Origin of the sequence: Micromonospora phaseoli, from assembly GCF_900109115.1 — a bacterium.
GTDB lineage: Bacteria > Actinomycetota > Actinomycetes > Mycobacteriales > Micromonosporaceae > Micromonospora > Micromonospora phaseoli.
On record NZ_FNYV01000002.1, the window covers coordinates 201,775 to 228,261 of the forward strand.

The window sequence follows — 26,487 nt, forward strand, 5'->3', positions numbered from 1 at the left end:
AGCGGCGCACCCCCGCGATCAGTGCCAGCCGTACCCGGCGCGCAACGCCTGACCCACCCGGTCGAACCTGGCCCGGTCCAGCACCGCGCCCTCCCGACGGATGCTGTCCTCGCGCATGGTGAGCACCCGGTCCAGCCGTACCCAGCTCGGGCGGTTGTCCCGATCCCACTCGCCCGGCCCGAGCGCCAGCCAGTGCCGCTCCCCATCGCGATCGCGCTGGCTGGAGAGCATCAACCCGAACAGCGTGCGGCTGCGTCGGCCCACCACCAGCACCGGTCGGTCCTTGCCCTGCCGGGGATCGTCCTCGTAGGAGACCCAGGTCCAGACGATCTCGCCCGGATCGGCGTGCCCGTCGGGCTCCGGGGCGTACGACAACTCGCGGCGCTGCAACGCGGTGACCTGACGCGGTCGGGCGAGCTTCGCCGGGCTCGGCCCGGCCCGCCGCGGCGTCGGGATGACCGCGCCGACCCGAGCTGCCATGCTCCTCAACAGACCTGCCACGGCGGCAGCCTATCGGCCGGCACCGACCGCACCGACGGCAGGGACCGGCACCGGCGGACGGATCAGCCGCGCGTCACGGACGCGCCCGGCCCGGCCCGGGGGTCGCGTCGATCCCGCCGTCCGCGGCGGCACCGGGCAGCCGGGCCACCATCTCCCGGAACTCGTCGACGGTGACCGTCTCACGCAGCGTCGCGAAGACCGCTGCGGCTCCGAGGGCCGCGGTCTGCTCGTCGACCCCGGCCCGCCGGCCGACCCGGCGCAGGAAGTCGACAGGCCCGGACGCGGAGGTACCGTCGGCGTCGCTCAACTCAGCCGGCAGGTATCCGGTCGGGTCGGTCGTCGGGCCGTCGGCCATCCGCTCCACCACGGTCTGCAGGACCGCGCGCGCGACGGTCGCGGCGAGGTCGGGCGGCAGTCCGGAGCGACGCGACACCGCGGCGACGAATAGGGGAAACCGCACGGCGCCCTCCTGTCGTCAGCGCCGGGCAGGTTACCCCGGTCGGCGCCCGGCAAACAGGTCTGCGAGGCACCGAACGGGCCGGCGGTGGCTGAGCCCGGCCCGGCACCCGCCGGGAAATCGGCGGGAACCGGCCACCCGCGCCGGCCGTTCGCGCCACAGTTGACGAGTGGTGGCGATTCCGCCACTCTCGGGCGTCCGATCGCCACGGCACGCGCCGGGGCGCCGGAACGGCCGAGGGGAGGCTGATGCCACGTCACACCCGTTCCGTCGCACACCGGCTGGCCCGGGCCAGCACCGAGGTGTTCGCACCCGCGGTGTTCGCCGCGGTCATGCCCCTGGTCGTGGCCGTGCACAGCACCACACCGGCCGTGGCGGTCGGGCTCGGCTGGGGCCTGCTGGCCGTGCTGTTCTGCTCCGCCGTGCCGTACGGGATCATCTGGCTGGGCGTGCGACGTGGCGAGCTGACCGACCACCACATCGCGGTACGCAGCCAGCGCCGCCGTCCGCTGCTCCACGGCCTGCTCTCGGTGCTGGCCGGGCTGGCCGCCCTGGTGCTGCTCGGCGCGCCGCGTCCGCTGGTCGCCCTGGTCGTGGGCATGCTCGGCATCCTGGCCGCCATCCTCGCGGTCAACCAGGTCTGGAAGGTGAGCGCCCACGCGGCGATCAGCGCCGCGTCGGTCGCCGCCCTGATCTTCGTGTTCGGTCCGGCGGCGACCCCGCTGCTGGCCGTGGTCGGGGTGGTGGGCTGGTCACGGGTCAGGTTGGGCGACCACACGCTCGGCCAGGTGGTCGCCGGCACGGCGCTCGGCCCGCTCGTCGGCGCCCCGTTCTTCGTCGTGCTCGGCTGAGTCGGGCGGCAGCAGCGCGGCCGCGACCGCCGGGGACGCGCCGTCGGTGCGCGGCAGTCGAGCCTCCCGCCAGCGCTCGGCCCGCACCCGGTCCATCGTGTAGCACAGTTCCCGGGGGGCCTCCGGCCGGCCGGCCACCCGGACGAACGGCAGCCCTCGGCCGGCGTAGTCGTAGTGCGCCTTCAACAGCCGGGTCAGCCCTGCCATCGCCCCGACGATCTTCTTCCGAGGCCGTCCGGTCGCCTGGGCCAGGTCCCGCACCGTGAACAGCCGATCCGGCTCTGCGGCGAGCGCGTCGAGCACCGCGGTCACCGTCCGGTGAGTGGCGCTGCTCCCCTGGCTGAGCCGACGCAGGTCCTCGACCGCCCACTGGACCGCCGGCATCGGGTGACCGGCCGCCGGCGCCGATCGCCGGCGCGGCACCGGCCCGGCCCACTGCCGGGCGTCGAGGTCGGCCAGCAGGCGAGCCACCTGCGGGACGTACGCAAGCGGCACCGCCACCAGGACCATCCCCTCCGGCGACGCCCCGGCGGCACCCACCGACGGCGGGTACGGCGGCTGTGCCGGCACGTTCACGACGTCGACGGCGTTGCCGAGGCGGCAGCGGGCACGAACCGGTACCCGAGGCCGCGTACCGTCACGATCGTCGGGGCCTGCTCACCGTCGCGCGCGAGCCGGCGACGCAGCCGCTTGATGTGCACCGTGAGCGTGTTCGACGTGTCGTCGGAGATCCCACCCCACACGTTGGCGAGCAGTTGCTCGCGGGTGACGGTCCGCTCGGCGTGACTCATGAAGAAGTAGAGGAGCCGGAACTCCTTCAACGGCAGGGCCACCGCCCGGCCGTGCAGACTCACCTCGAATGTCGCCGGGTCGACCCGCAGTCCGCCGAGCTCGATCGGCGGATCCAGCGCACCTGCGGTCTCCGGGCGGATCGCCCGCAGGATCGGCAGCACCTCCTCGGGCCGGTACGGCCGCCGGACGCAGGCGGTGGCGCCGGCCTTGAGCGCGGCCACCGCGACCGCTCCGTCGTCGTCGCCCACCCCGACCACGGTGGCGATGCCGGCCCGGCGGGCGAGCAGTCGCACCAACTCGGTGCAGCTCATGGTGGCCAGTCCGGCGGCGACGACGGCCGCGTCCGGTTGCAGGGCGCCGGCCGCCAGCAGGGCCTCGGCGGCGTGCGGGAAGTGGTGTCCGCGTACCCGGTGGTCGGCCAGTTGGGCGACCAGCGCGGCGCCGACGCTCTCGTCGTCGTCCACCACGAGCAGCACGAAACGCCCGTCGGATCGATGGTCACCCCTGGTGACCTCGACGAGATTGTTCATCGCACACCGGCTCCGGTTCAGTTGAGGGTGGGGGTCGCCGCCAGGCACCGGCGACCCACCATCGACCGCCGCACGGCCTCAGCCGAAGCGACCGGTGATGTAGTCCTCCGTACGCTTGTCGGCGGGGTTGGTGAACAACTTGCCCGTCTGGCTGAACTCGACCAGCCGGCCGTGCCGCACCTGCTGGTCGTCGACCTCGGCGGTGAAGAACGCGGTGTAGTGGCTGACCCGGGCCGCCTGCTGCATGTTGTGCGTGACGATGACGATCGTGTAGTCGTTCGTCAGCTCGAACATCAGGTCCTCGATCTTCGCCGTGGCGATCGGGTCCAGCGCCGAACAGGGCTCGTCCATGAGGATGACCTGAGGCTTGACGGCGATCGTCCGGGCGATGCAGAGCCGCTGCTGCTGCCCACCCGAGAGCGCCAGGGCGCTCTTGCGGAGCTTGTCCTTGACCTCGTCCCAGAGCGCGGCCTTGGTCAGCGCCTCCTCGACGTGGTCGTCGAGCCGGCCCTTGATCCCGTTGATCCGCAGCCCGTACGCGACATTGTCGTAGATGGACTTGGGGAACGGATTCGGCTTCTGGAACACCATGCCGATCTGCCGCCGCACCTGGATCGGGTCGACGTCCTTGGCGTACAGGTCCTGACCGTGGAAGAGGACTTCGCCGCTCACCCGGGCACCCGGGATGGGGTCGTTCATCCGGTTGAGCGCCCGCAGCACCGTCGACTTGCCGCATCCCGACGGCCCGATCATCGCGGTGACCTGGTTCTGCTGGATCGGCATCGAGGTGCCGCGGACCGCTTCGTAATTGCCGTAGTAGACGCTCACGTCGCGCAGCTGCATCACCGACGCGCTGTCGGTCCCGACACCGGAGGCAGTGACGCCGGGAGTGTGTACCGCGACGGACGGTCGGGTGGACAGGTCGGTCTCGTTTCGGGCCATGTCAGCGCTCCTTGATGGCGAACCGGCTTGAGATGAGTCGCGCGATGATCGTGAAGCCGAGCACGATCACGATGAGCGTCAGTGCCGCTCCCCAGGCGCGGTCCTGGGCAGCCTCGAAGGGTTGGCTGGCGTTGCGGAAGATCTGCGCCGGCAACGCCGTGTTGAAGCCGTCGAAGAGGTTCACGTTGGGCGAGAAGACGATGCCGGTGACGATGATGATCGGTGCGGTCTCGCCGGCCGCGCGGGCGACGGCCAGCAGCGAACCGCTGGTGATCCCGGAGATCGCCGCCGGCAGGACCACGGTGAGCGTGGTCTTCCACTTGCGGGCACCCAGCGCCATGCTCGCCTGCCGCAGTTCGTCGGGGACCAGTCGCAGCATCTCCTCGCTACTGCGGATCACCACCGGCAGCATCAGGCAGGCCAGGGCCAGCGCTCCGGCGAAGCCGGTCTGCTGACCGACGAGCAGCACCCAGGAGATGTAGATGAACAGGCCCATCACGATCGACGGCACGCCGGTCATCACGTCGGCCATCAGCCGGATGACCCGGGCCAGTGGCCGCTGCTTGCCGTACTCGTTGAGGTAGATGGCACCGAAGACGCCGAGCGGGATGGCCATCAGGGCCGCCGCTCCGGTGATCAGCAGGGTGCCGACGATCGCCGGCGCCATGCCGCCGCCATCGCGGCGGTACGAGTTCGGGATGTCCTCGGTCAGGAAGGACATGTTCATCACCCCGCCGCCCTTGGCGACGACCTCGTAGATCACCAGGGCGAGCGGGACGACGGCGAGCAGCACCGCCAGCCAGATCGCGGCGGTGGCGAGGTGGTTGGTGAACCGGCGCCGGCCGGACAGGGCCGCCCTGGTCAGGTCGGGAGCGCCGGCGGCCGACCGGGTGGCGGGCGATGCGGTGGCGGTCACGCGACGCTTCCCTTCATCCGGGCCTCGGCCCGACGGACGATCACCTGGGCGAGCACGTTGATCAGCACCGTCATCGCGAAGAGCACGACGCCGAGCCCGATCAGCGCGGCGGTGAAGGTGCCGGTGGACTCACCGAACTGCTGCACGATGACGGCGGCCATCGAGTTGCCGGGCGCGAACAGGTTGGCCGTGATGTTGGTCGCCCCACCGATGACCAGGGCCACCGCGATCGTCTCGCCCATCGCCCGACCGAGGCCGAGCATCACCGCGCCGACGACGCCGCCGAAGCTGTGCGGGAAGACCGCGCCCCGGATCATCTCCCAGCGGGTCGCGCCGAGCGCGAGGGCGGCGTCCTTGTCGGCCCGCGGGACGGTGCTGAACACCTCACGGGTGATCGACGTGATGATCGGCGTCACCATGATCGCCAGGATCAGGCCGGCGGTCATGAAGTTCCGGCCGGTGGTCACCGGGCCGAAGAGGCTGCCCAGCACCGGAACGCCGCCGAAGACGTCGTGGATCCACTGGTACACCGGGACCAGGGCCGGGCCCACGACCAGGATGCCCCACAGGCCGAAGACCACCGACGGCACGGCCGCGAGCAGGTCGATCACGGTCACCGCCGGGCCACGCAGCCGGCGGGGTGCCAGTTCGGTGAGGAACAACGCGATGCCCACCGAGACCGGCACCGCGAACAGCAGGGCGATCAGCGACGAGATCGCCGTGCCGTACGCGAACGACAACGCCCCGAAGATGGCGTCGCCGGTCGCCGGGTTCGGGTCCCAGACGCGCTCGGTGATGAACCGGAAGCCCATCGCGTCGAACGCCGGCCAGGCCTCCCGGACGGTGGTGATGAGGATCAGCCCGAGGATCGCCAGCACCAGCAGACCGGTGCCGAGCGTCCACCAGGAGAAGACGCGGTCGCCGAGGGCGCTGCGGCCGCGCTGGGCCAGCGCCGACCGGGGGTCGGGGGACTTGTTCGTCAAGGTCATCTTCACTCCAGCTCAGGTACCCCTCTGGGGACGGGATCGACGTGATCCCGTCCCCAGCTGGAACGCCCTAGCGATCTTGATTTGATCAGCCCTGGATCTTGTCGACCTGGGCCAGTGCCTTCTCCTTGAGGGAGGCGGGCAGCGGCGCGAAGTCGACCTCTTCGGCCAGTTCCTGACCGTCGTTGAGCAGGTAGGTGAGGAAGCCCTTGACCAGTTCGGCCTTGGCTGCGTCACCGTAGGAGGTCTTGACGATGATGAAGGTCGGTGCGGTGATCGGGTACGCGTTGGCACCGGCGGCGTCGAGCGGGTTGTAGCTCAGGTCCTCGGCGATCTCGGCACCCTCCAGACCGGCGGTGGTGCCCTCCAGCGACGGCTCGACGAACTGGCCGTCCTTGTTCTTGATGGCGGCGAACTTCAGGCCGGTCGCCTTGGCGTCGCTCAGGTCGACGTAGCCCACCGCGCCGTTGGTCTGAGAGACGATCTGCGCGACACCGGTGTTCTTCTCGCCGCCCTGGGTGCTGGCCGGCCAGGCGACCGTGTCACCGCTGCCCAGCTTCCAGGTGTTGGGGGCGGCGGCGGCCAGGTACTTGGTGAAGTTGCTGGTGGTGCCGGAGCCGTCCGAACGGTGCGCGACGGTGATCGGCGTGCTGGGCAGCTCGACGCCCGGGTTGTCGGCCTTGATCGCCGCGTCGTCCCAGGTCTTGATGTCCGTCTGGAAGATCTTGGCGAGGGTGTCGGCGCTGAGCTGGAGCTTGTCGACGCCCTCCAGGTTGTAGGAGACCGTGATCGGCGCCGCCACCGTCGGGACGTAGAGGAACGAGCCGGCGGCCACACCGTCGGTGTCCTTGACCAGGCTGTCGGTGCCGGCGAAGTCGACCAGCCCCTCACCGAACTGCTTCTTGCCGGTGCCCGAACCGGTCGCGTTGTAGGTGACCGTCACGTCGGAGGCCTCGCCCTTGAAGGCTTCGACGACCTCTTGGTAATAAGCGTCCGGGAAGCTGGCGCCCGACGCCTTCAGCTCGCCGGACAGGTTCGCGTAGGCGCTGTCGCCGCCGCTTCCGCCCGGCTCCGAGCTGTTGTCGTTGCTGCCACAGCCCGTAAGCGCGAGCGCGGCAAGCGCGACGCCGGCGAGGACGCGCCGCGAAAGCACGTTGCGGTTCACCAGGTAAGCCTCTCTATCGGGGTGCATCAGCCCGTTCGGGCCGTACGCCAGTCAAGGTAGGAGGCGCAGGTAGCCGGACTCCCGGACCCAGGTGAACGAAAAGTGAACTTGCCGGCTCCGGCGGTGGCCGGACCGGTTCCGGGATGTGACCTTCGGACCACGACCGCACCGGATGCCCGAATTCGCCGATCGGTGGACCGGCCGCATCCCGCTCAGAGGCGGATCGTCCCGGTGACCAGGAAGACGACCTGACGGGCGACGTTGACCGCGTTGTCGGCGTACCGCTCGTAGTACCGGCCGAGCAGCGCCAGGTCGATCGCCGACTCCACCCCGTACGGCCAGCCGGAGACGAGCATCGACAGCAGGCGTTCCTGGGCGGCGTCGACCTCGTCGTCGTCCAGCCCGAGCTGCATCGCGTCGAGCCGGTCGCGGGTGGCCAGCACGATGGCCGTCTTGTCGGCGATCCGGGCCGCCGCGTCGGCCATGCCGGTGATGACCGGCAGCGCCGGCTCGGGCACCACTCCCACCGGATGCCGCATCAGGGCGATCTTCGCGATGTGCACCGCCAGATCGCCCATCCGCTCAAGGGCACTGGCGATCCGCAGCGCGCACACCACCAGGCGCAGGTCGTAGGCGACCGGCTGATGCCGGATCAGCACCTCGGGGATCATCGCCTCGACCTCGGCCCGCCGGAGGTCGAGCACGGCGTCGCCGGCCACCACCAGCTCGGCCGCGCCCCGGTCCACCTCGAGCAGGGCGGTGCTCGCGCCCCGGATCGCCACGCCGGCGTCCCGACTCATCACCGCCAGCACTCCGGTGAGCCGGTCGAGCTGTTGGTCGAAGTTGTCCCGACTCATCGCGCCCCCTCCGTCCGACCGCGCCAGCGCACGGCCACGCCCGTTGTGGGCATCCTGTCAGTCGGCCAGCACGTCCAGCAGCAGCGCCGCCGTCCAGCTGAAGGCCGGCGAGCCCAGGCCGACACCGGTGTCCGGATGGAAGTACTCGTGGCACCCGGCTGCCCCGACCAGCTCGATCATCGACGCGCGCAGCCCGGCGGCCAACCCCTCGCGCCCGTGCGTCAGCAGCCCGTGCCGCACCAGCCAGTTGATGTTCATCCAACTGGGGCCGCGCCAGTAACGCAGCGGCTCGAAGTCGGCTGCGGTGCGGTCGTGGCTCGGCAACGGCCGGGCCATCCGGGTGGCCAGCCCGAACCGACCCGACGTGGCCTCGGCGAGCACCGCCTCGACCTGCCGCGCCGGCAGGTCGGGCAGGATCAACGGGGTCAGGCCGAGCACCGTGCGGGCCGGGGTCAGCCGGTCGGTACGCAGGTCACGGGGTCGGAAGGTGCCGGTCTGCGGGTCGTACAGCCGGGCCAGGACCGCCTCGGTGATCCGGGCTGCCCGCTCCCGGTGCGGCCCCGGATCCGCACCGATCTCGCCGGCGATCCCGGCGAGCGCCTGCTCGGCGGCCCCCCGGGCGGCGTTGAACAACGGACACTCCACCAGGAACGGATGCCGGTCGATCAGGCCGTCGTCGCGGTAGCCGCCCGCGCGGTACGCGGTGACGATCGCGACGTACCGCGCGTAGTCCAGGTCGGTGGGTCGGTGCGCGGCAGCCGCGTGCACGGTGTCGCGTCGCCGGTACGCGCGCAGCAACGCCGGGTCGTCCGGCACCGCGGACATCGGGGCGTCCCAGGCGGGGCTGTTGTCCACTCCGGACTCCCACGGATGCACGATGCTGGCCAGCCCGGCGCCGCCGACGTCGCGATCGGTGGCGAGGTAGCGCTGCTGCGCCACCAGGCGCGGGTAGAGCCGGCGCAGCGCGGCGTGACCCTCCGCCGAGGGGGCGCGACGGTACGCGTGCCAGGCCGCCAGGGCGTGCACCGGCGGCTGGACCAGCCCCGAGGTGGCCATCGGCGGCGCCCCCTCGACCTCCGCCGAGGCCCAGAACCCCGACCCCGGGAAGTAGGCGCCGCCCGGCACCAGCGGGTTGAAGACGATGTGCGGCACCCGGCCGTCGCGCCACTGGGCGCGGAACAGGCTGGTCAACTCCGACCACGCACGCTCGGGACGCAGGTGGGACCAGCCGATCGCGATGAACGCCGAGTCCCAGCTCCACTGGTGGGGGTAGAGGGTGCGTGACGGGACCGTGTGATCGTGTTCCCAGTTGCCGTCGAGGGTGGCGTTGGCCAGTTGCCGCAGCGGGCCGTGCTCTCCGGCGTCGTCGCCGGCACCGCCGCCCGGCGCCGGGCCCGAGCTGACTGATGGAACAGTCCGGTTCACCATGCGTCACATCCTGGTAGCGCTGCGCTCCTCGCTAGGCTAGACGATCGTGGCAGGGGTCACGGCGCACGGGGGCACCGGAGCGCTCGACGGCACGAAAAGGCGGAGGAGCCCCGGATGAGGCAGGCAGGGCAAGGTCCCACCGGCACCGAGGGTGAGGATTACACCCAGCGGTTACGGCAGCTCGGCGGCGCGCCCTGGAAGCGTCTGCTGGACGTGCAGGCGCCGTACCGGTGGAACCTGCGGCGGTTGGGGCTGGGCCGGACCCTGGACGTCGGCTCGGGGCTCGGCCGCAACCTGGTCAACCTGGGCGAGGGCGCAGTCGGGGTGGATCACAACCCCACCTCGGTGGCGTACACCCGAGAACTCGGCCTGACGGCGTACACCACGGAGGAGTTTCTCCGCTCCGAGCACGCGCGCCCGGACGCGTTCGACTCGATGCTCGCCGCGCACCTGTTGGAACACATGCCGGCCGAGCAGGCCCGCGAGGTGATCGCGTCGTACCTGCCGTTCGTCCGCTCCGGCGGGCGGGCGGTCTTCATCACACCGCAGGAGCGCGGCTACCACAGCGACGCCTCCCATGTCCGGTTCGTCGGCTTCGACGAGGCGGCCGAAACCTGCCGGGAACTCGGCCTGACGGTGCTGCGCCAGTACTCCTTCCCCTTCCCCCGGGCCGCCGGCAGGCTATTCACCTACAACGAGTTCGTGACGGTCGCCCGGCTGTCCTGATCTCGGCCGGATACGGTGGGCGGATGGGCAACCCGACCCGCTGGGTCACCGACACCGGTCCCGAGCACTCGCAGTGGTACGTCGACCGGTTCCGGCAGCTGGCCGCCGAGGGTGCCGACCTGGCCGGCGAGGCACGGCTGCTCGACACGCTGGTGCCGCCGGGTTCGCGGATCCTCGACGCCGGCTGCGGCACCGGCCGGGTCGGCGCCGAGCTGGCCCGGCGCGGGCACACGGTGGTCGGGGTGGACGCCGACCCGGTCCTGATCGACGCTGCCCGGACCGACCACCCGGCGCCGCGCTGGCTGGTCGCCGACCTCGCCGAACTGGACCTCGCGGCGGCCGGCGAGAGTGCGCCCTTCGACGCGGCGGTGCTGGCCGGCAACGTGCTGGCCTTCGTCGCCGCCGGCACCGAACGCACGGTGCTGCGCCGCGTCGCCGCGCACCTGCGACCGGACGGGGTCGTCGCGGTCGGCTTCGGCACCGATCGGGGCTACCCGCTGACCGACTTCGACGCCGACGTGGTCGGTGCCGGGCTGCGCCTGGAGCACCGGTTCGCCACCTGGGACCTGCGTCCCTGGCGGGACGATGCCGACTTCGTGGTGGGCATCCTGCGCCGAGCGTGATCGGTAACCTGTACCGATGCCCCCACAGCTCCCTCATGCCGAGCCGGGCATGCCGGATACGAGGGGGCCGCTCTGGTACATCTGGTGGCTGGTCCGGTGCCAGCCGTGGCGGGTGCTGCGCGGCGGCCTGATCGGTACGGCCTGGATGCTCGGGTTGTCGATCCGGCCGTACCTCGTGGCCCGCGCCATCGACGACGGGCTACGTGCCGACGATTTCCGGGCATTGTCGTGGTGGGTGGCCGCGATCGTCGTCGCGGGGATCGGCCTGGCGTACCTGGGCATCATGCGGCACCGCACGATGACCTTCGTCCGGGAGGATGCCTCGGCCCGGTCCGCTGCCGTCCTGCTGCGTCACCTGTCCCGGATCGGTGCTGTGCTGCCACGCAGGCTCGCCGCCGGGGACGTCGCGACCGTCGGCGGTGCCGACATCACGCACACCTCGGCGGTGCTGACGATGACCGGGCCGGGCGTCGGAGCGGTGATCGCGTACGCGTTCGTCGCCGTCGTACTGTGGTCGGTCTCCCCGCTGCTCGCGCTGTTCGTGCTGATCGGCGTGCCCGCGGTGGTCCTGGTCATCGGACCGCTGCTGCGCCGCCTCGAACGGGCCGAGTCGGTCTACCGCCATCAGCAGGGCATCCTCACCACCCGCGCCGCGGACATCGTGGCCGGACTACGCGTGCTCGCCGGGGTCGGTGGGCGGGGACTGTTCGCCCGCCGGTACGCGGCCGGCTCGCAGCGGCTGCTGACCGAGGGGTACCGGGTCGGCGCCGTGAACAGCTGGATCGAGGCGCTGACGATCGTCATCCCGGGGCTCTTCCTGGCCGCCGTGGTGTGGCTGGCGGCGCGGATGGCCGCGGCCGGCGACATCACGATCGGGCAGATGGTCGCCGTCTACGGGTACGTGGCGGTCCTCGTCGTGCCGGTGTGGTTCCTGCTCGAAGGCGGCTACCAGGTGATCCGGGGGCGTGTCGCCGCCCGCCGGATCATCGCGCTGCTCGAACTGACCCCCGACGACGCCGCTCCGCCGTCGCGGGCCGGCGGGACGGACGCCCGGCCCGCGCCGGAGCGCACCGCCGAACTGCACGATCCCGCCACCGGGCTGACCGTACCCGCCGGGCGGCTGCTCGCCGTCGCCGCCGACGACCCGGCCGAGGCCATCGCGCTGGCCGACCGCCTCGGGCGGTTCGTCGCCAGCGACGTGACCTGGGGCGGCGTACCGCTGACCGGGATCGCACTCGACGAGGTACGGGCTCGGATCCTCGTCGCCGACCACGACTCCTACCTCTTCGCCGGGACGCTGCGCGAGATCCTGGGTACCCGGCCCGGCATCAGCGACGCCGACATGGGTGCGGCCCTGCGTACGGCGTCGGCGGAGGACGTGGTCGACGCCCACGCGGAGGGACTCGCCATGCCGATCGGCACCCGGGCCCGGACTCTCTCCGGCGGCCAGCGGCAACGCGTACGCCTTGCCCGGGCCCTGCTCGCCGAGCCCGACGTGCTGATCCTCGTCGACCCGACATCGGCCGTGGACGCGCACACCGAGGAGCGCGTCGCGCAGCGCCTGCGAGCGGCGCGGGCTGGGCGAACCACGATCATGCTGACCACGTCACCGCTGCTGCTCGGGCGCGCTGATCTGGTCGCGCACCTGCGCGAGGGCCGGATCGTGGCCGGCGGCAGCCACGTCGAGCTGCTCGAACAGGACCCGAGCTACCGGGCCCTGGTGTCCCGCGACGGCGAGTCCGCCGACGCCGACGGGTCGCTGCGGTGAGCGGGCTACCAGTCGCGGACGGGAAGGTCGTCCGTCGGTCCGCACTGGACCTCATCGCCGTGGACCGCCGCGCGGTCGCCGTCGTGCTGGTGCTGCACGGCGCTGCCGCTGTGGCCGGGCTCGCCGCGCCGTGGCTGTTGGGCAGGATCGTGGACGAGGTCGCCGCCGGTACCGGTGCCGCCGCCGTGGACCGCCTGGCGCTCGCGATCGGCGGCTGCGTGCTGGCCCAGGGGCTGCTCACCCGCTACGCCCAGTACGCCGGCCACCGCTTCGGCGAACGGGCCGTCGCCCGGCTGCGCGAGGGGTTCGTCTCACGGGCGCTCGACCTGCCCATCTCCGTCGTCGAGCGGGCCGGCACCGGCGAGCTTGCCACCCGCAGCTCGGTCGACGTGACGACCGTCGGGACCACCGTCCGTGAGGTGGTGCCCGTCATGGTCATCGCCTCGGCACAGCTGTCGCTCCTGTTCGGCGCGATCTTCCTGCTGCACCCGCTGCTCGGCCTGGTCGCGTTGACCGGGCTACCGACCATCTTCGCGGTCACCCGCTGGTACCTGCGTCGTGCCCGGCCGGCGTACCTCGCCGAGGGGGCCGCGACCGCCGAGTTGACCGACGCGCTGACCACGACCGCGGAGGGTGCCCGCACCGTCGAGGCGCTTCGCCTCGGCGCCGACCGCGTCGCGTACGGCAGGCAGCGCATCGCCCGGGTGTGGGCCACCCGCCGGGCGACCCTGGCGCTGCGGTCGGTCTTCTTCCCGGTGGTGGAGGCGAGCTACGCGCTCCCGATCGCCGTGGTGCTGCTGTTCGGTGGGTTCTACCTGAGCAGTGGGATGGTGACGCTCGGCGAGGTGGTCGCCGCCGCGCTCTACCTCCAGCAGGCGATCGAGCCCCTGGACCGGCTGTTGCAGTGGATGGAGCAGGCCCAACGCGGCCTCGCGTCGTTTGCCCGCGTGCTCGGTGTCGGGCAGCAGACCGGGTCCGGGTCTGCCACCCCGGTCGCCCCCGGAGCACCGCAACCGCGCGTCCCGGCGCCAGCCCGGTCCGGGCGGCTCGTCGTGCGCGGCGCACGATTCTCGTACGCCGATGGCCACGATGTGCTGCACGGCATCGACCTGGAGGTGCGCCCTGGCGAACGGCTCGCCATCGTCGGCCCGTCGGGCGCGGGGAAGTCCACCCTCGCCCGGCTGCTCGCCGGGATCGACGCGCCCCGCGAGGGCGTGGTGAGCCTCGACGGCCGCCCGGTCACCGACCTGGACCCGGCGGAGCGACGCCGCCAGATCGCGCTCGTCACCCAGGAGCACCACGTCTTCATCGGCTCGCTGCGCGACAACCTAGCCTTCGCCGCACCCGCCGCGTCCGACGAACAGATGCGCGCCGCCCTGGTCGCCGTGAGCGCCGACTGGTACGCCGACCTGCCCGACGGACTCGACACCCAGCTCGGTGACGGCGCCCGCGAACTCGGTGCCGCCGACGCCCAGCAGCTCGCGCTGGCCAGGCTCGTGCTGGCCGACCCGCACACCCTGATCCTCGACGAGGCGACCGCCGCGCTCGACCCGACCACCGCCCGACGCACCGAGCGGGCGCTCGCCGCCGTGGTCACCGGGCGTACCGTCATCGCCATCGCGCACCGGCTCAACACCGCGCACGACGCCGATCGGGTGGCGGTACTCGAAGACGGCCGGATCACCGAGCTCGGCAACCACGACGACCTCGTTCGCGCCGGTGGCGCCTACGCCGCCCTCTGGCACTCCTGGCACGGGTAGGCCGGCACCGGCGTGCCTCGTTGAGCAGCGCGACCGCCCCGGCTTGTCGCCGCTCACCTGAACGTCGTCGTCCCCGTTCGGCCTCGGGGTGGAGAAGCACTTCTGGTCACGAGCGACCCTCCGTCAGGTCTCCGAGCGCCCTACCGACAGGGGCTGCGGAAGGGTGTTCATGTTGGATAGTGTCTGCCTCGCCACGAAACGTAGCTGACGCCAGCGCCACGCACAGTGGACCGGAAGGACGGCATGGCCAGCATCGAGCAAGTCAAGGCCGAGCTTGCCCAGGCAGCCGAGCAGTGCAACGCGACGACGAACCAGATCCGAGCCGCCATCGAGGGCACCGAACAGGTGATCTCCCGGCTACGTGCGGTCGCGGCCGGCACCGGGCATCCCGCGATCTCCGAGGCCATCGCGCGGGCCGAGCAGAGCAAGCAGCGGCTGATCGAGGCGACGACCGTCCTCCAGGGCAGCACCCAGGCAGCCCGGCAGTACATCAGCATCCTTGGCTGACCCGTGAGCATCAGCGACGTCAAGGCGGCCCTCGGCGAAGCGGACCAACTCCTCGACCAGGGCAAGACCACGATCGAAGGCGTCGGCGCGGCCCTGGACGAGGTCTCCGGGCTCGTGCTCGCCACCCTGCACGACACCCGCCGAGCCGAGGCAGAACAGGCGCGCAAGGCCATCACCGACGCGATACGCGAGGTCGAGTTGACCCTGCGGACCATCGCTGCCGCACAGGACAACGGCAACGCGTACCGGCAAGTGCTGGGATGAGCAGCCTGCTCGCCCAGGTCGTTGCCCAACTCAAGTCCGCCGTGGACCAACTGGACAACCTCGCGGTACGCGCAACACGCGCCGCAAGCGACGTCGCCGAGGCGAACGCCCGCTACACGGACGTCGGCAGCGGCTCCAATCACCCGGCGCTCCGCGCGGCGGTGACCCACAGCCGCACCGGTGTCGACAAGGCACACCGGCTCGCCCGGCTCAACAGCGAAGCCGCCCGGAATGTCGCCGCCTACCTGAACGCCATCGCCCCCGGGTCGGTGCCGCAATCAGCCTCGCCGTCCGGGCCACCGTCCGGCGAAGAGTTGATGGCCGACAGCGACCGACGCAACCGCTCCCACACAAGGGTGGGCGGGTTCCTCAATCGCTCCCTTCGAAAGGCCGACGACGCGCAGGACCTGGCATCATCCGCAACCGAGGCGCTTCAGCAGGGGGCCAAGGCCCTGCGTGACATGAACGGCCCCTCCGGCACCCAATCAGCCGGCACCGCCACCCCAAGCGCCCCGGGACCTACGCCACGGCCGAAGATAGACGGGGCAGAGGCCGCAGGCAATCTGGTGGTGGTCGGCCTGCTGGTTGGCGTGGCAACGCATCGGGCCACCAGATTGATCCGCAGTTGGACAGCGAGGGGACGACAGAAATGAACGAAAAGCCGCTCCGCGACCTGATCCGGGCTCTGGCAAAGGCTGATTGGGATGCTGTCGATGCTCTGGTAGTCGAGATCGGTCAGCAGGGCCTGGCGAACGGCCTGCGGGTCATCGGGGCAGCCTTCGCCCTCGCAGTCAACCGACGCTTCGGCCCGGAGACCACCCCGACCGACGTGGCCCAGTGGGTCGCCGGAATCCGCGCGCAGTACCAAGGAAACGACCCCCTGCCCACTCTCGAAATGGAGGGCCTCATTCGAGCCGCTCTCGGCGAGCCGGAACTGGTCGACACGATCGCCCCGGAAACCGCGCTCGGAGCCGAGCTCCTCATGCTTGGTCAGATCATCCTGGAAGAGAATCTGAGCGCGACGGAGCTCGACGAGTTCGTGGCCGAGGCAGAGCAGCTCGCGGCGCAGCACCAGTAGACGCCAGGCAGCAGAGGTCGAAGCTCAGCCCCTCCGGCGAGAGCTTGGAGGCGAAGCAGGACGGCACCGACGTCATCCACCCGAGGACAAATTGTCAGTGGACAGTTAAGGCATACATGGTTAATCTATAAGATTTGCTTGACCCGGGGCCCGCTCCACCCCGCAACCGCGCCACAAGTAGCCTTCTGTCAGACGACAGTTGGAGATCCGGTGGACAACGCGAGCGACCAGACGAAGAAGCACAGCGCCGAATCCTTCGCCGCCGAACTCAGGCGCAGGATCAGGGAAGGCGTCAAGGGCTACGAGGCTGGCGCGAAACTCCCCACGCTGCGCGAGTTCGCCGCAGCGGAGATGGGCGTGGCGCGCGGCGTTGCTGAGAAGGCCATTGATCGGCTACGCGCTGAAGGGTTGATCGAGTCGCGCCGAGGTTCCGGCAGCTACGTCCGAGTTGGCCGAATCCCTCGCACCTCCCCCGGCCGACTGTCGCTGGAGCAATGGGGACGCGGGCTGTCGATCCAGGAGCACGACGCAGCGAACCCGCCGAAGGCAGTGGATGTTGAGGTGGGCAATGTGGTGCCGCCGTCGCATGTTGCCGAGGCGCTCGGCGTGCCGGCCGGCGGGCTGGTGCTGTCGAGGTATCGCCGGTATGTGCGGGACCGGCGCTCCATCCAGCTCGCCACCGCCTACCTTCCAACGGACTTGACCCGTGGGACTCGCATCGAACACACGGACACCGGACCGGGCGGGACGTTCGCCCGACTCGCCGAACTGGGATTCGGGCCCACGAGGTTCGTGGAGCGGGTCATCAGCCGCGCGCCCACCCCGGAGGAGATCGACGGGGCGGACGGCCGCGACGGGTTGGGTCTGCGTCGAGAGGGGAGCCTGGTCTTCGAAATCACCAGGTACGCCTACGCGGCCGACCGATGCGTTGAGGTTTCGCTGATGGTGCTCGATGCCGAGGCGTACGAATTGGTGTATGCCTTCTCGGCCGAGGGATTCCACCCGGAGAACACTGTCAGCTGAACACTTGATTGTCTGCTGACAATCCGTCACGCTTAGTCCTGTTGGGATAGCCCCACACCGGTCTGGGCTCGTGATTGTCGAGGTAGTGATGATGGTGCTAGGTGGTGTGTTGCTGGGGTTCCTGGCCGGGTTGTTCGCGTTCAGGGTGAAGTCGCGGTGGTGTCCGCGCTGCGGGGAGTCCACCGACGCCATGCCGCCGGTGCAGGGGGAACGGTGAACCGTCCCCACCGACGCGACCACAACTCGGTACCGCTGGGGCGGCGGGTGGCCGAGCTGCGGGCCCACCGGGGGATGAGCCAGCAGACCTTCGCCGATCGGCTCGGCAAGTCGAAGAGCTGGGTCGACAAGGTCGAACGCGGCGTACGAAAGCTCGACCGTTACTCGGTGATCCGGGAGATCGCCGATGTCCTACGTCTCGATCCGGAAGTCCTCCTCGGGTCGCGCCAACCGCCACCGACGGCACCAAGCCTGGACGGGGTCGACGCGGTCCGCGCCGCCCTCGCCTGCTACCAGCTTCGACCCCAACGAAGCGGCACAGCGGAGCAGGCCAGCAGGCAGGTCACGCACGCCTGGTTGACCTACCAGCACGCCCGCTACCCGCAACTCCTCAACGTTCTACCCGACCTGCTCGACGCGACCCACAGCACCCGCAGCCTGCTCGTGTCCAGCTACCGGATCACCGCCGCAGTGCTGGTCAAACTCGATCATGCGAACCTTGCCTGGCTCGCCGCCGATCGGGCCGTCACCGCCGCCGGGGGCGGCGCCACACTCACCGCGACCGCCACGATCGCCGTCGCCCAGGCCCTCCGGGCCCTCGGTCACCACCAGCTCGCGCTCACCGCCGCCCTGGCGGCGGCGGACACCGCAGACCACGACACCGTACGCGGAACTCTGTTCCTTCAGGCCGGACTCGCCGCCGCCGCCGACGGCGACCGCCGCAACACCCACGACCTGCTCGACCACGCCGCCACCCTCGCCGACCGCCGTACCAGTGAGCCCGACCCGCATTACACCGGCTTCGGGTCGGTCGCCGTCCAGCTGGCCCGGTCCCTCGCCGCTCACCTGCTCGGCGACGCCATCGAAGCCGTACAGCGGCACGAACACGCCGTCCGCAGCGACGGCTGGCGACGGCTGCCCCCCGAACACCGAGCCGCCCACCTCATCGGAGCCGCCCGCGCCTACCTCGACATCGGCGACCCCACCCGAGGCGGGCATGCGCTGCTCGACGCCGATCACACGGCCCCCGCCGAGGTCCGCAGCCGCCCGGTCGCCCGTACCCTCCTCGCCGAGATCATCCAACGCGGGCCGGCAGCGGCCGACGTGGCCCGACTGGCCACCATCGTCGGCCTGACCCGACAGCCCTGACCTACTCAGGCAGGCCCGGCCGCTTGTCTTGCTGCCTCCGGATCGAGGGTGGCCCCGGCGGGGATCAGGCTGACCAGGCCCGCCGGTAGCCGCAGCGGGCGTACCTCGGCGTAGCCGAGCATGCCGGTCACGTCGGTGCCGGCGAGCACGTACCGCCGGCCGAGGTCGGTCACCACGGAGACGGCACCGCCGGTGGCGCCGGGCGCGGCGACCGACTCGACCACCGCTCCCCTGCCCGGGTCCACCAGCACGTGGTCGGCGACCGTTGGGCCGTCGGCCCCGACGTTGCTGACCGGCACGGCGGCCAGGTCGGGCAGGTCCACGCCGAGCCGCAGCTCGACCGGGCCGGTGTCGTCGCCGACCCGGGCGCACACCGGCGAGTCGTCCACCGTGACCAGCCGGGGCGGCGTGCTCGGTGGCGCGCCGGGACCGGTGGGGGCGAGATCCGCCACCTGGGGCAGGGCGGCGAAACGCCCGAGGCTGACCTGCTCCGGCTCCCGCTGGCCGGTGCGCGCGAGAAGCAGGCTGGCCTGCAACTCGGTGATGCCGGCCAACCCGTCGCGCAGCACCACCGCGTACTGCCGGCCGCCGCCGGAGTTGCTCACCAGCAGCACGTCACCGATCCGGGACTCGGCGATCCGCGCGGACGGCCGGCCCAGGCCGGGCGGGTTCAGCGGGGCCAGGTCGGTGCCGACCGGCACCGTGTTGAGCAGGGCCGCGGCCACCGGCACGGCCCGGGACCGGGTGGTCGCCAGCGCCGCCAGCACCCGGTCGGTGTCGCGGATCAGGTACCGCCGCTGCTGCCAGAGGAGGTGCAGTCGGCCGTCCGGCGCGCGCAGCAGCAGCGCGTCCTCGCCGAGGGGTCGTCCACCGGTTCCGCCGGTGCCGACCATCAGCACCGAGCGCGGCTCGGGTCGGCCCTGCGGCGCGGCCACCGAGCAGACCGTCCACGCCGCGGTGGCGAGCCGACCCACGGCGGGCAGCGAGTCGGGTGCGTCGGCGATGCCGAGCGGCAGCCCGCGCGGCACCCCGTCGATCGACCGGCGTGACACCAGCACGGTCCTGGGCTGCTGCGCACCGATGATGAGCAGCGCGGACGCGTAGTTGAGCACCGGGTGCAGCTTCTCCTGCCGGTAGACGAACCGGGCACCGGACTCCTTCTCCACGATGACCGCGCCGCTGTCGCGCCACTTCGTGCCGCCACCGGCGAACAGCCCGTAGAGGGCGGCGGCACCCAGCCCGATGACCGCCACCAGCACGCTGGCCATCCCCGCGCCGGCGAGCCGGCGCAACGGTGACTGCGCCGGATCGGTCTCGCGCATCACCAGAGCGGCGACCGCCCGCTGGATGGTGAACTGGTACGAGTGCAGCTGGTCCTGCCGCGACGGCATGAAGTCCCCTCCGGCGAAACGGTCGGGGCACAGGATATGCGGTGCGTCGATGTTTCGAGGACCGTGCGTCACGACGCCGGTCCGCTTCCGTCCACCGGTAGCATTCCGGCGGTGAATGCACGTTTCGAGGAGTTGGCCTGGCGGGCGACGCCAATCGGCGAGATCAGTCTGCGCCGGCGCCGCGATCCCCGACTGGACCTCGAGGTGTACGAGGTCAAGCTCGACGACGAGTTCCTGATGTCGAGCCTGTTCACCGCCGGTGAGGTCGAGCTGGCCCGGCTGGGGCTGGCGTCGCTGGTCGGCGAGCGCCTCGACGTGGTCGTCGGCGGGCTGGGGCTCGGCTACACCGCTCGCACCGCGTTGCAGGACGACCGGGTCGCCTCGCTGCTGGTGGTGGAGGCCGTCGAGGACGTCATCGACTGGCACCGCCGGGGCCTGCTGCCCTTCGCCGACGGGCTGGCCACGGATCCGCGTACCCGGCTGGTGCGGGCCGACTTCTTCGCCCAGGTGGCCGGCCCGGACGGCCTCGACCCCGACGACGCCGGGCGCCGTTTCCACGCCGTGCTGCTGGACGTCGACCACTCCCCCCGGCATCCGCTGCACCCGAGCCACGCGGCCTTCTACCGGCCCGACGGGCTGCGCCGGCTGGCTCGGCTGCTGCACCCCGGCGGGGTCTTCGCTCTCTGGTCGGACGACCCACCGGATCCGGACTTCGAGGCCGCCCTCGCCGCCGTGTTCGCCAACCATCGCAGCCAGGTGGTGCGCTTCGCCAACCCGTTGACCGGAGGCGAGTCGACCAACACCGTCTATCTGGCGCAGACCCCGGCGTGACCCGCACCGGATCTGCGCACCCGGCATGATCCTGGCGTATTCGGGTAGCAGCGTCGGCAGGCCGCCCGGACCGACCGGACGGCGGTACGGGAGGTGGAGATGCGCGCCCTACTCTGGGTCGTCGGTGTGGTCGCCGGCGTACTGATCCTGCTCGGGCTGCTCCTTGAAGCGGTCCAGTGGCTGGTCATCATCGGCATCATCGCCCTCGTCGCGGTGATCGTGCTGGCCTTCGTCAAGGGTCGACAGTCGGCCCACAACCGCGCCGGCCGCCGCTAGGGCGACCGGCCGGGGCTGGACCATCCATTGGGTGTCCGGTCAGACGCCCGCGGTGGCGAGGGTCGGGACCGGACGGTCGACGGTGTCGTCGATCGGCGCGATGGGGGCCGCCGGCCGGCGCCGGTTGGGCAGGGCGAGCCGGAAGACCTTGCGCCAGGCCGAGAAGACCTGCCGGGGCATCGACCCGGTGGTGTACTTCAGCCCGTAGCGGTCGAAGAGCGCCCGGATTTCGGGGGCGATCTCCTGGTAGCGGTTGCTCGGCAGGTCGGGGAAGAGGTGGTGCTCGATCTGGAACGAGAGGTTCCCGGTCATGATGTGCAGCAGCCGGTTACCGCTGATGTTGGCCGAGCCGAGCATCTGCCGCACGTACCACTCGCCACGGGTCTCGCCCTCGATCGAGGTCTTCTCGAAGGTCTCCACGCCCTCCGGGAAGTGCCCACACATGATCACCGAGTGGCTCCACAGGTTGCGGATCAGGTTCGCGGTGAAGGTCGCGGCCATGGTGTGGAAGAACGACGGGCCGGACAGCAACGGGTGCACGACATAGTCCTTGAGGACCTGGCGACGGATCTTACGACCGACCGCGCGGACCCGGGCCCGGAACTCCGGGGTCTTGTGCCGCCCGTGCTTCAGGTTCTTGCCCAGCTCAAGGTCGTACGCCGCGATGCCGTACTCGAAGAAGCAGGCGTTGACGAAGTTGTAGAACGGCTGTCCCAGGTAGGCCGGGTGCCAGGGCTGGTCCTCGTCGACCCGCATGATGCCGTAGCCGAGGTCGTTGTCCTTGCCGATCACGTTGGTGAAGCGGTGGTGCAGCTCGTTGTGCGAGTGCTTCCACTGGTCGGCCGGAGAGACGTGGTCCCACTCCCAGCTGGTCGAATGGATCTTCGGGTCGCGCATCCAGTCCCACTGGCCGTGCAGGATGTTGTGCCCGATCTCCATGTTCTCCAGGATCTTGGCCACGGAGAGCCCGGCGGTGCCGACGATCCAGGCCGGCGGGAACAGCGAGAACAGCAGCACCACCCGGCTGCCGACCTCCAGCTTCCGCTGGGTCGAGATGACCTTACGGATGTACGCGGCGTCCCGCTCGCCCCGGGAGGCGATCACCCGCTCCCGGATGGCGTCGAGCTCCCTACCGAGGTTCTCGATGTCCTCGGCGCTCAGGTGGGCGATCGGGTTGTCGGCCTTCTTCTGGATGACAGTCACGTCGGCGGTCTCCGATCAGATTTCGAGTTCGCACGGGCCGGCGGCGGCAGACACGCAGGTCTGCACGCGTACGCCGTCGCCCGGCAGGGCGGTGGTGAGCTGGCCGTTGCGCAGGTCGCGGACCGCGCCCTGGCGCAGCGGCAGGACGCAGCCGAAGCAGATGCCCATCCGGCAGCCCGACGGCATCAGCACCCCGGCGTTCTCGCCGGCGTCGAGCAGCGGGGTGGCGCCGGGGGCCTCGACGGTCACCGACGAACGGGTGAAGGTGACCGTGCCGCCGTCACCGGCGGTGATCACGGTGGGCCGGAACCGCTCGGTGTGCAGCCGCTCGGCCTGGCCCCGGGCCGACCAGTGCGCCTCGGCGGCGTCGAGCAGCCCGAGCGGGCCGCAGGCCCAGGTCTGGCGCTCCAGATGGTCGGGCACCAGGGCGTCGAGCTCGGCCACGTCCAGCAGCCCGTCGACATCCGTGTGCCGCTCGACCAGCCGGACGGCGCCGCTCTCGGCGAGGGCACGCAACTCCCCGCCGAACACCACGTCGGCCGCGGCGGGCGCCGAATGGACCAGCACCACGTCGCTGCCGGCCAGCGCGCCCGAGCGCAGCATCCCGGCGACCGGGGTGATGCCGCTGCCGGCGGTGAGGAACAGCACCCGCGACGGCGCCGGCTCCGGCAGCACGAAATCGCCGCGGGCCTGGTCGAGCTGCACGATCGTGCCCGGCCGGACCCGGCGGACCAGGTGGTTGCTGACCACGCCGTCGGGGATCGCCTTGACCGTCACCGAGATCGGTTCGGTCCGGCGGCCCGGTACCGAGGTCACCGAGTAGGCCCGCCACTGCCGTACGCCGTCGACGTCGACACCGAGCCGGACGTACTGGCCCGGGACGTGTCCGCGCCAACTGCGCCCCGGCTGGATCACCAGGGTCGCCGCGTCCGGGGTCTCCGGGCGCACCGCGACGATCCGGCCGCGCAGATCGGCTCCGGCACGTAGCGGGGCAAACAGGTCGAGGTAGTCCGACGGCAGGACCGGAGTGGTCACCGTCTCGGCGAGCCGCCACAGGCGGCCCCGGAAGGATGTGCTCGCGTCCGGTCGCGGGATGGTGGCGGTCATAAGACGATGGTCGCGGCCCGCTGGCATAAACTCTTGGTCTGCGAAGGTAAAGCGATCCACCCCTTTTGTGCGGAGAGAACAACCGTGGCGGAAACCTCGGGTACCACCAATCGGGCTGCCCGCATCGAGCTGGACGAGCGGGTGGCCCACGAACTGCGTGACCTGCTGCCGCTGGTCGCCGGGCGCACCATCACCGCGATCACGGCCGAGGTGCCCAGCTACTCCGGCACCCTGACCGGCCAGATGCGGGACAAGATAGAGAACGCCGTGCAGATCGCCCTCGGCACCTTCCTGCAACTGGTCGAGCAGTCCCGGACGGCCGACCGACCCCAGGCCAGCGACCCCAGCACCCCGCTGGTCCCGGCGCTGGAGGCCGCGTACGCCCTGGGCAGCGGCGAGGCTCGCTCCGGTCGTAGCGTGGACGCGCTGCTGGCCGCGTACCGGGTCGGTGCCCGGGTCTCCTGGCGGGAGATGGCCGCGGCCACCGTGGCGATCGGGCTGCCCGCCGCCACGGTGGCCGAGTTCGCCGAGCTGATGTTCGCCTACATCGACGAACTCTCCGCGGCCAGCGTGGCCGGGCACGCCGACGAGTTGGCCAGCGTGGGCCGGGCGCGGCGGCGGAACCTGGAACGGCTCACCCAGCAACTGCTCCTCGGCGAGCCGGAGGAGGTCCTGCAACGCAGCGCGAAGCGGGCGGACTGGCCGGTGCCGCAGACCCTCACCGTCGCGCTGCTGCCGCAGGCGAAGCTGCGTGGCGCGCTCGCGCTGCTCGACGAGCACACCCTGGAGAGCAGCGAGGAGATGCCGGCGGGTGAGCCCGGTGAGGAGACGGCGGTGCTGCTCGTACCGGACATGCACGGCGACCGGCGGCGGCAGCTCGCCCGGGTGCTGCAGGGGCGCCGCGCGGTGCTGGGGCCGGCCCGCCCCTGGTCCCGGGCCTGTTCGTCCTACCGGCGGGTCGTCCGGGTGGTCGCCCTCGGCATCACCCGCCCCGCCGACGGTGAGCCGCTGGACACTGACCAGCACCTGTCCGAGCTGCTGCTCAGCGCGGACGTCGAGGCGCTCGCCGACCTGCGCACCCGGGTCCTGCAACCCCTCGCCGAACTGCCCGCGGCCACCGCCGAGCGGCTCACCGAGACGCTGCGCTCCTGGCTGCTGCACCAGGGGCGGCGTGACGACGTCGCCGCCGACCTGTTCGTCCATCCGCAGACCGTGCGCTACCGGATGGGTCAGCTGCGCCAGCTGTACGGCGAGCGACTCACCGATCCGCGTAGCCTGCTCGACCTCACGGTCGCCCTGGCGCTACCGGTCGGCATCCCGCCGGCCAGCATCGCCCCGGCCGGCTGACATCGGCCGGCTGACATCGGGCCGGCTGAATCGGACCGGGTGAGATCGGGCCGGGTGAGATCGGGCCGGGTGAGATCGGGCCGGCGGCCGGAGTGGGCGCGCGGCGTCTCGGGTCACTCGGAGGTCATCGGCCCCAGCAGGCGGATCTCCTCCGCGTCGAGGCTGGCCTGCAGCTCGCGCAGCACGGTGTCGTCGATCTCCCGACGGTCGCGCATCCGGATGATCTCGCGGCGCTTGTGTTCGAGCGCGGCCAGGCGCAGCCGGCGCTCCGTCTCGCGGGCCGCCGACGAGGCGTCCTCCGGCTCGGACCGCACGGCGCCCAGATGGCCCTCGTACTCGGCCTGGAGTCGCTGCACGGCCTCCGGGTGGGCGCCCACCCGCTCGGCGATGTCGGACAGGGCGGCGAGCGTGGACTGGGTGGCGTGCACCCGTGCCTGCCGCGTCTCCGCGACGCGTTCCGGGTCGCCGGTCAACCCGGCCCAGGTCATCAGGAACGGCAGGGTGGTGCCCTGGACCAGCATCGTCAACAGGATCACCGTGGCGACACAGAAAATGATCAGATCCCGCTCCGGCACCGGCTCGCCGTCATGTGCGGTCAGTGGCACGGCGAGCGCCGCCGCCAGCGATACCGCGCCCCGGAACCCGGCCCAGCCGGCTACCGTACGCACCCGCCAGTTCACTCGGCGGGCGAGCGTCGACTCGCGCCGGTCCAGCCGGGCGACGGCGGCGATCAGGTGCAGCCAGAGCATCCTGACCAGCACCAGCACGACGGCGACGACGACCGTGATCGTAATGGCGCGGGCCAGCGTGAGGCTGGTGACGTTGCGCACCGCCCGTGGGATCTGGAGGCCGACCAGCACGAAGAGTCCACCGTTGATGAGGAAGGTGGTCAGGTCCCAGAACGACAGCGCCAGCACGCGGGAGCGGGCCCGGATCACCCGCGGGCTGGCGAAGGAGACGATCAGGCCGGAGACCACCACCGCGAGCACCCCGCTCTCGTGGATGGCGTCGGCGAGGAAGAAGGCGGTGAACGGGGTGAGCACACTGAGCGCGCCCTCGCGCAGCGGGTCGTCGAGGCGCTTACGGATCAGGACCACCACGGTGCCGACCAGCAGGCCCGCTGCGATGCCACCGACGAACGACAGACCGACCCGCTCGACCAGTTCGAAGACGGTCGGAGCCGCACCCCCACCCAGCAGGCCCAGGGCGACGGCGAACAGCACCAGGGCGGTGCCGTCGTTGATCAGGCTCTCGGCGCGCAGGGTGGTCAGCAGGCGTCGGGGCATCCGCTTGGCCAGCCCGGCCACCGCCGCCGCGTCGGTCGGAGCGAGCACCGCGCCCAGCACCCAGGCCACCGCCGGGTCGACGCCGAACCGCTGCACCACCAGCGACACCGCCACCATCGTGACGCCGACCAGGCCGACCGCCAGCAACGTGATGATCCCGAGGTTCGCCCGGACCTCCCGCAGACTGGTCGCCAGGCTCTCCCGGTAGAGGATCGCCGGCAGGAACAGCAGCAGCACCACCTCGGGTGCGAGCGTCACCTCCGCGAACGGCGGCAGCAGCGCCAACAGGGCGCCCAGGCAGATGAGCAGCACCGGCGGAGCCACCCGGTAGCGTCCGCCGATCGTGGTGCCGACCAGCACGGTGACGCCCAGGGCGATGACCAGCAGCAGCTCGCGCACGTCGCCCCCCGTTCGTCGCCCCCCACATGGTGGTACGCCGACCGGCTGTCGCGGGCCGATTCCGCACACGGACGGTGGCGCGCCGGCCGAGCGGCCCGAGCCGGCGTA

28 protein-coding genes are annotated in these 26,487 nt (G+C 71.5%); 14 read left to right on the top strand and 14 right to left on the bottom strand.

The window, feature by feature from the left end; genetic code table 11:
• Window positions 1-18 precede the first annotated feature (18 nt).
• Window positions 19-501 (bottom strand): type II toxin-antitoxin system PemK/MazF family toxin, encoded by a 483-nt coding sequence (locus BMY89_RS05740; protein WP_092376073.1) that lies wholly within the window; start codon window positions 499-501, stop codon window positions 19-21.
• Between the two features lie 73 nt (window positions 502-574).
• Window positions 575-961 carry a DUF2267 domain-containing protein gene (locus BMY89_RS05745; RefSeq protein WP_092376076.1) on the bottom strand — a complete coding sequence of 129 codons (387 nt, stop codon included), beginning with the start codon at window positions 959-961 and terminating at the stop codon, window positions 575-577.
• A gap of 245 nt (window positions 962-1,206) precedes the next feature.
• On the opposite strand from BMY89_RS05745, the gene BMY89_RS05750 reads away from it, so the two are divergent.
• Window positions 1,207-1,809 carry a phosphatase PAP2 family protein gene (locus BMY89_RS05750; protein WP_092376079.1) on the top strand — a complete coding sequence of 201 codons (603 nt, stop codon included), beginning with the start codon at window positions 1,207-1,209 and terminating at the stop codon, window positions 1,807-1,809.
• Here the strand turns inward: BMY89_RS05750 and BMY89_RS05755 are convergent.
• The 8 genes from BMY89_RS05755 to BMY89_RS05790 form a co-directional block, all read right to left on the bottom strand.
• Entirely contained in the window at window positions 1,711-2,385 is a 675-nt protein-coding gene (locus tag BMY89_RS05755; RefSeq protein ID WP_175510305.1) for a hypothetical protein, read from the bottom strand. The genes BMY89_RS05750 and BMY89_RS05755 overlap by 99 nt on opposite strands.
• Window positions 2,382-3,131, bottom strand: a complete 750-nt coding sequence (locus BMY89_RS05760; protein ID WP_092376081.1) for a response regulator transcription factor — start codon at window positions 3,129-3,131, stop codon at window positions 2,382-2,384. Before BMY89_RS05760 ends, BMY89_RS05755 begins: the two co-directional genes overlap by 4 nt.
• A gap of 78 nt (window positions 3,132-3,209) precedes the next feature.
• Entirely contained in the window at window positions 3,210-4,073 is an 864-nt protein-coding gene (pstB, locus tag BMY89_RS05765; protein WP_092376083.1) for a phosphate ABC transporter ATP-binding protein PstB, read from the bottom strand.
• Window position 4,074: 1 nt separating this feature from the next.
• On the bottom strand, window positions 4,075-4,989 hold the full coding sequence (gene pstA, locus BMY89_RS05770; RefSeq protein ID WP_092376086.1) for a phosphate ABC transporter permease PstA: 915 nt from the start codon (window positions 4,987-4,989) through the stop codon (window positions 4,075-4,077).
• Window positions 4,986-5,978, bottom strand: a complete 993-nt coding sequence (pstC, locus tag BMY89_RS05775) for a phosphate ABC transporter permease subunit PstC (protein WP_232521082.1) — start codon at window positions 5,976-5,978, stop codon at window positions 4,986-4,988. Before pstC ends, pstA begins: the two co-directional genes overlap by 4 nt.
• Before the next feature lie 85 nt (window positions 5,979-6,063).
• Entirely contained in the window at window positions 6,064-7,140 is a 1,077-nt protein-coding gene (gene pstS, locus BMY89_RS05780) for a phosphate ABC transporter substrate-binding protein PstS (RefSeq protein ID WP_092376092.1), read from the bottom strand.
• A 212-nt stretch (window positions 7,141-7,352) separates the two neighbouring features.
• Window positions 7,353-7,997, bottom strand: a complete 645-nt coding sequence (locus BMY89_RS05785; RefSeq protein ID WP_092376095.1) for a phosphate signaling complex PhoU family protein — start codon at window positions 7,995-7,997, stop codon at window positions 7,353-7,355.
• Between the two features lie 57 nt (window positions 7,998-8,054).
• Window positions 8,055-9,425, bottom strand: a complete 1,371-nt coding sequence (locus BMY89_RS05790; RefSeq protein WP_232521083.1) for an MGH1-like glycoside hydrolase domain-containing protein — start codon at window positions 9,423-9,425, stop codon at window positions 8,055-8,057.
• Between the two features lie 114 nt (window positions 9,426-9,539).
• Here BMY89_RS05790 and BMY89_RS05795 point away from each other — a divergent pair, with 114 nt between their 5' ends.
• The 10 genes from BMY89_RS05795 (at window position 9,540) to BMY89_RS05840 (ending at window position 18,539) form a co-directional block, all read left to right on the top strand.
• Complete coding sequence (locus BMY89_RS05795) at window positions 9,540-10,151, top strand: class I SAM-dependent methyltransferase (protein WP_092376098.1); 612 nt, start codon at window positions 9,540-9,542, stop codon at window positions 10,149-10,151.
• Window positions 10,152-10,174: 23 nt separating this feature from the next.
• Complete coding sequence (locus BMY89_RS05800; protein WP_092376101.1) at window positions 10,175-10,774, top strand: class I SAM-dependent methyltransferase; 600 nt, start codon at window positions 10,175-10,177, stop codon at window positions 10,772-10,774.
• Window positions 10,775-10,790: 16 nt separating this feature from the next.
• Window positions 10,791-12,542 (top strand): ABC transporter ATP-binding protein, encoded by a 1,752-nt coding sequence (locus BMY89_RS05805; protein ID WP_092376106.1) that lies wholly within the window; start codon window positions 10,791-10,793, stop codon window positions 12,540-12,542.
• The gene (locus tag BMY89_RS05810; protein WP_092376109.1) at window positions 12,539-14,302 is read left to right on the top strand and encodes an ABC transporter ATP-binding protein; all 1,764 of its coding nucleotides are present in this window, start codon (window positions 12,539-12,541) and stop codon (window positions 14,300-14,302) included. Before BMY89_RS05805 ends, BMY89_RS05810 begins: the two co-directional genes overlap by 4 nt.
• A 243-nt stretch (window positions 14,303-14,545) precedes the next feature.
• Window positions 14,546-14,809 carry a hypothetical protein gene (locus tag BMY89_RS05815; protein WP_092377439.1) on the top strand — a complete coding sequence of 88 codons (264 nt, stop codon included), beginning with the start codon at window positions 14,546-14,548 and terminating at the stop codon, window positions 14,807-14,809.
• A gap of 3 nt (window positions 14,810-14,812) precedes the next feature.
• Entirely contained in the window at window positions 14,813-15,073 is a 261-nt protein-coding gene (locus tag BMY89_RS05820) for a hypothetical protein (protein WP_092376112.1), read from the top strand.
• Window positions 15,070-15,726 carry a hypothetical protein gene (locus BMY89_RS05825; RefSeq protein WP_092376115.1) on the top strand — a complete coding sequence of 219 codons (657 nt, stop codon included), beginning with the start codon at window positions 15,070-15,072 and terminating at the stop codon, window positions 15,724-15,726. The genes BMY89_RS05820 and BMY89_RS05825 overlap by 4 nt, the downstream gene beginning before the upstream one ends.
• Window positions 15,723-16,151 carry a hypothetical protein gene (locus tag BMY89_RS05830; RefSeq protein WP_092376118.1) on the top strand — a complete coding sequence of 143 codons (429 nt, stop codon included), beginning with the start codon at window positions 15,723-15,725 and terminating at the stop codon, window positions 16,149-16,151. The genes BMY89_RS05825 and BMY89_RS05830 overlap by 4 nt, the downstream gene beginning before the upstream one ends.
• 210 nt (window positions 16,152-16,361) lie before the next feature.
• A complete protein-coding gene (locus BMY89_RS05835; protein ID WP_139217908.1) occupies window positions 16,362-17,174 on the top strand; it encodes a GntR family transcriptional regulator in 813 nt (270 codons plus the stop codon).
• Between the two features lie 213 nt (window positions 17,175-17,387).
• Window positions 17,388-18,539 (top strand): helix-turn-helix domain-containing protein, encoded by a 1,152-nt coding sequence (locus tag BMY89_RS05840; RefSeq protein WP_232521084.1) that lies wholly within the window; start codon window positions 17,388-17,390, stop codon window positions 18,537-18,539.
• A gap of 5 nt (window positions 18,540-18,544) precedes the next feature.
• Here the strand turns inward: BMY89_RS05840 and eccB are convergent, their stop codons facing one another.
• Window positions 18,545-19,930 carry a type VII secretion protein EccB gene (gene eccB, locus BMY89_RS05845; RefSeq protein WP_092376124.1) on the bottom strand — a complete coding sequence of 462 codons (1,386 nt, stop codon included), beginning with the start codon at window positions 19,928-19,930 and terminating at the stop codon, window positions 18,545-18,547.
• A gap of 111 nt (window positions 19,931-20,041) precedes the next feature.
• On the opposite strand from eccB, the gene BMY89_RS05850 reads away from it, so the two are divergent.
• Both BMY89_RS05850 and BMY89_RS30255 read left to right on the top strand, forming a co-directional pair.
• A complete protein-coding gene (locus BMY89_RS05850; protein WP_092377445.1) occupies window positions 20,042-20,761 on the top strand; it encodes a polyamine aminopropyltransferase in 720 nt (239 codons plus the stop codon).
• A gap of 99 nt (window positions 20,762-20,860) precedes the next feature.
• A complete protein-coding gene (locus BMY89_RS30255; protein ID WP_170147662.1) occupies window positions 20,861-21,037 on the top strand; it encodes a hypothetical protein in 177 nt (58 codons plus the stop codon).
• Between the two features lie 39 nt (window positions 21,038-21,076).
• Here BMY89_RS30255 and BMY89_RS05860 read toward each other — a convergent pair whose 3' ends face one another.
• Together BMY89_RS05860 and BMY89_RS05865 are read right to left on the bottom strand one after the other, a co-directional pair.
• Window positions 21,077-22,240, bottom strand: coding sequence for a fatty acid desaturase family protein (locus BMY89_RS05860; protein ID WP_092376130.1), 1,164 nt, complete (start codon window positions 22,238-22,240; stop codon window positions 21,077-21,079).
• Between the two features lie 15 nt (window positions 22,241-22,255).
• Window positions 22,256-23,347 (bottom strand): ferredoxin reductase, encoded by a 1,092-nt coding sequence (locus BMY89_RS05865; RefSeq protein ID WP_092376133.1) that lies wholly within the window; start codon window positions 23,345-23,347, stop codon window positions 22,256-22,258.
• An 84-nt stretch (window positions 23,348-23,431) separates the two neighbouring features.
• On the opposite strand from BMY89_RS05865, the gene BMY89_RS05870 reads away from it, so the two are divergent.
• Entirely contained in the window at window positions 23,432-24,694 is a 1,263-nt protein-coding gene (locus BMY89_RS05870; protein WP_092376137.1) for a PucR family transcriptional regulator, read from the top strand.
• A 113-nt stretch (window positions 24,695-24,807) separates the two neighbouring features.
• Here the strand turns inward: BMY89_RS05870 and BMY89_RS05875 are convergent, their stop codons facing one another.
• Window positions 24,808-26,379 (bottom strand): Na+/H+ antiporter, encoded by a 1,572-nt coding sequence (locus BMY89_RS05875; protein WP_175510306.1) that lies wholly within the window; start codon window positions 26,377-26,379, stop codon window positions 24,808-24,810.
• Window positions 26,380-26,487: the final 108 nt, after the last annotated feature.

Bases quoted from the DNA above. Each gene is read 5' to 3' on its own strand.
- BMY89_RS05750 (WP_092376079.1), top strand. From the start codon at position 1,207: ATGCCACGTCACACCCGTTCCGTCGCACACCGGCTGGCCCGGGCCAGC.
- BMY89_RS05785 (WP_092376095.1), bottom strand. From the start codon at position 7,997: ATGAGTCGGGACAACTTCGACCAACAGCTCGACCGGCTCACCGGAGTG.
- BMY89_RS30255 (WP_170147662.1), top strand. From the start codon at position 20,861: ATGCGCGCCCTACTCTGGGTCGTCGGTGTGGTCGCCGGCGTACTGATC.
- BMY89_RS05790 (WP_232521083.1), bottom strand. From the start codon at position 9,425: ATGGTGAACCGGACTGTTCCATCAGTCAGCTCGGGCCCGGCGCCGGGC.
- eccB (WP_092376124.1), bottom strand. From the start codon at position 19,930: ATGCCGTCGCGGCAGGACCAGCTGCACTCGTACCAGTTCACCATCCAG.
- pstC (WP_232521082.1), bottom strand. From the start codon at position 5,978: ATGACCTTGACGAACAAGTCCCCCGACCCCCGGTCGGCGCTGGCCCAG.
- BMY89_RS05815 (WP_092377439.1), top strand. From the start codon at position 14,546: ATGGCCAGCATCGAGCAAGTCAAGGCCGAGCTTGCCCAGGCAGCCGAG.
- BMY89_RS05760 (WP_092376081.1), bottom strand. From the start codon at position 3,131: ATGAACAATCTCGTCGAGGTCACCAGGGGTGACCATCGATCCGACGGG.
- BMY89_RS05865 (WP_092376133.1), bottom strand. From the start codon at position 23,347: ATGACCGCCACCATCCCGCGACCGGACGCGAGCACATCCTTCCGGGGC.
- BMY89_RS05800 (WP_092376101.1), top strand. From the start codon at position 10,175: ATGGGCAACCCGACCCGCTGGGTCACCGACACCGGTCCCGAGCACTCG.
- BMY89_RS05795 (WP_092376098.1), top strand. From the start codon at position 9,540: ATGAGGCAGGCAGGGCAAGGTCCCACCGGCACCGAGGGTGAGGATTAC.
- BMY89_RS05830 (WP_092376118.1), top strand. From the start codon at position 15,723: ATGAACGAAAAGCCGCTCCGCGACCTGATCCGGGCTCTGGCAAAGGCT.
- BMY89_RS05805 (WP_092376106.1), top strand. From the start codon at position 10,791: ATGCCCCCACAGCTCCCTCATGCCGAGCCGGGCATGCCGGATACGAGG.
- BMY89_RS05825 (WP_092376115.1), top strand. From the start codon at position 15,070: ATGAGCAGCCTGCTCGCCCAGGTCGTTGCCCAACTCAAGTCCGCCGTG.
- pstB (WP_092376083.1), bottom strand. From the start codon at position 4,073: ATGGCCCGAAACGAGACCGACCTGTCCACCCGACCGTCCGTCGCGGTA.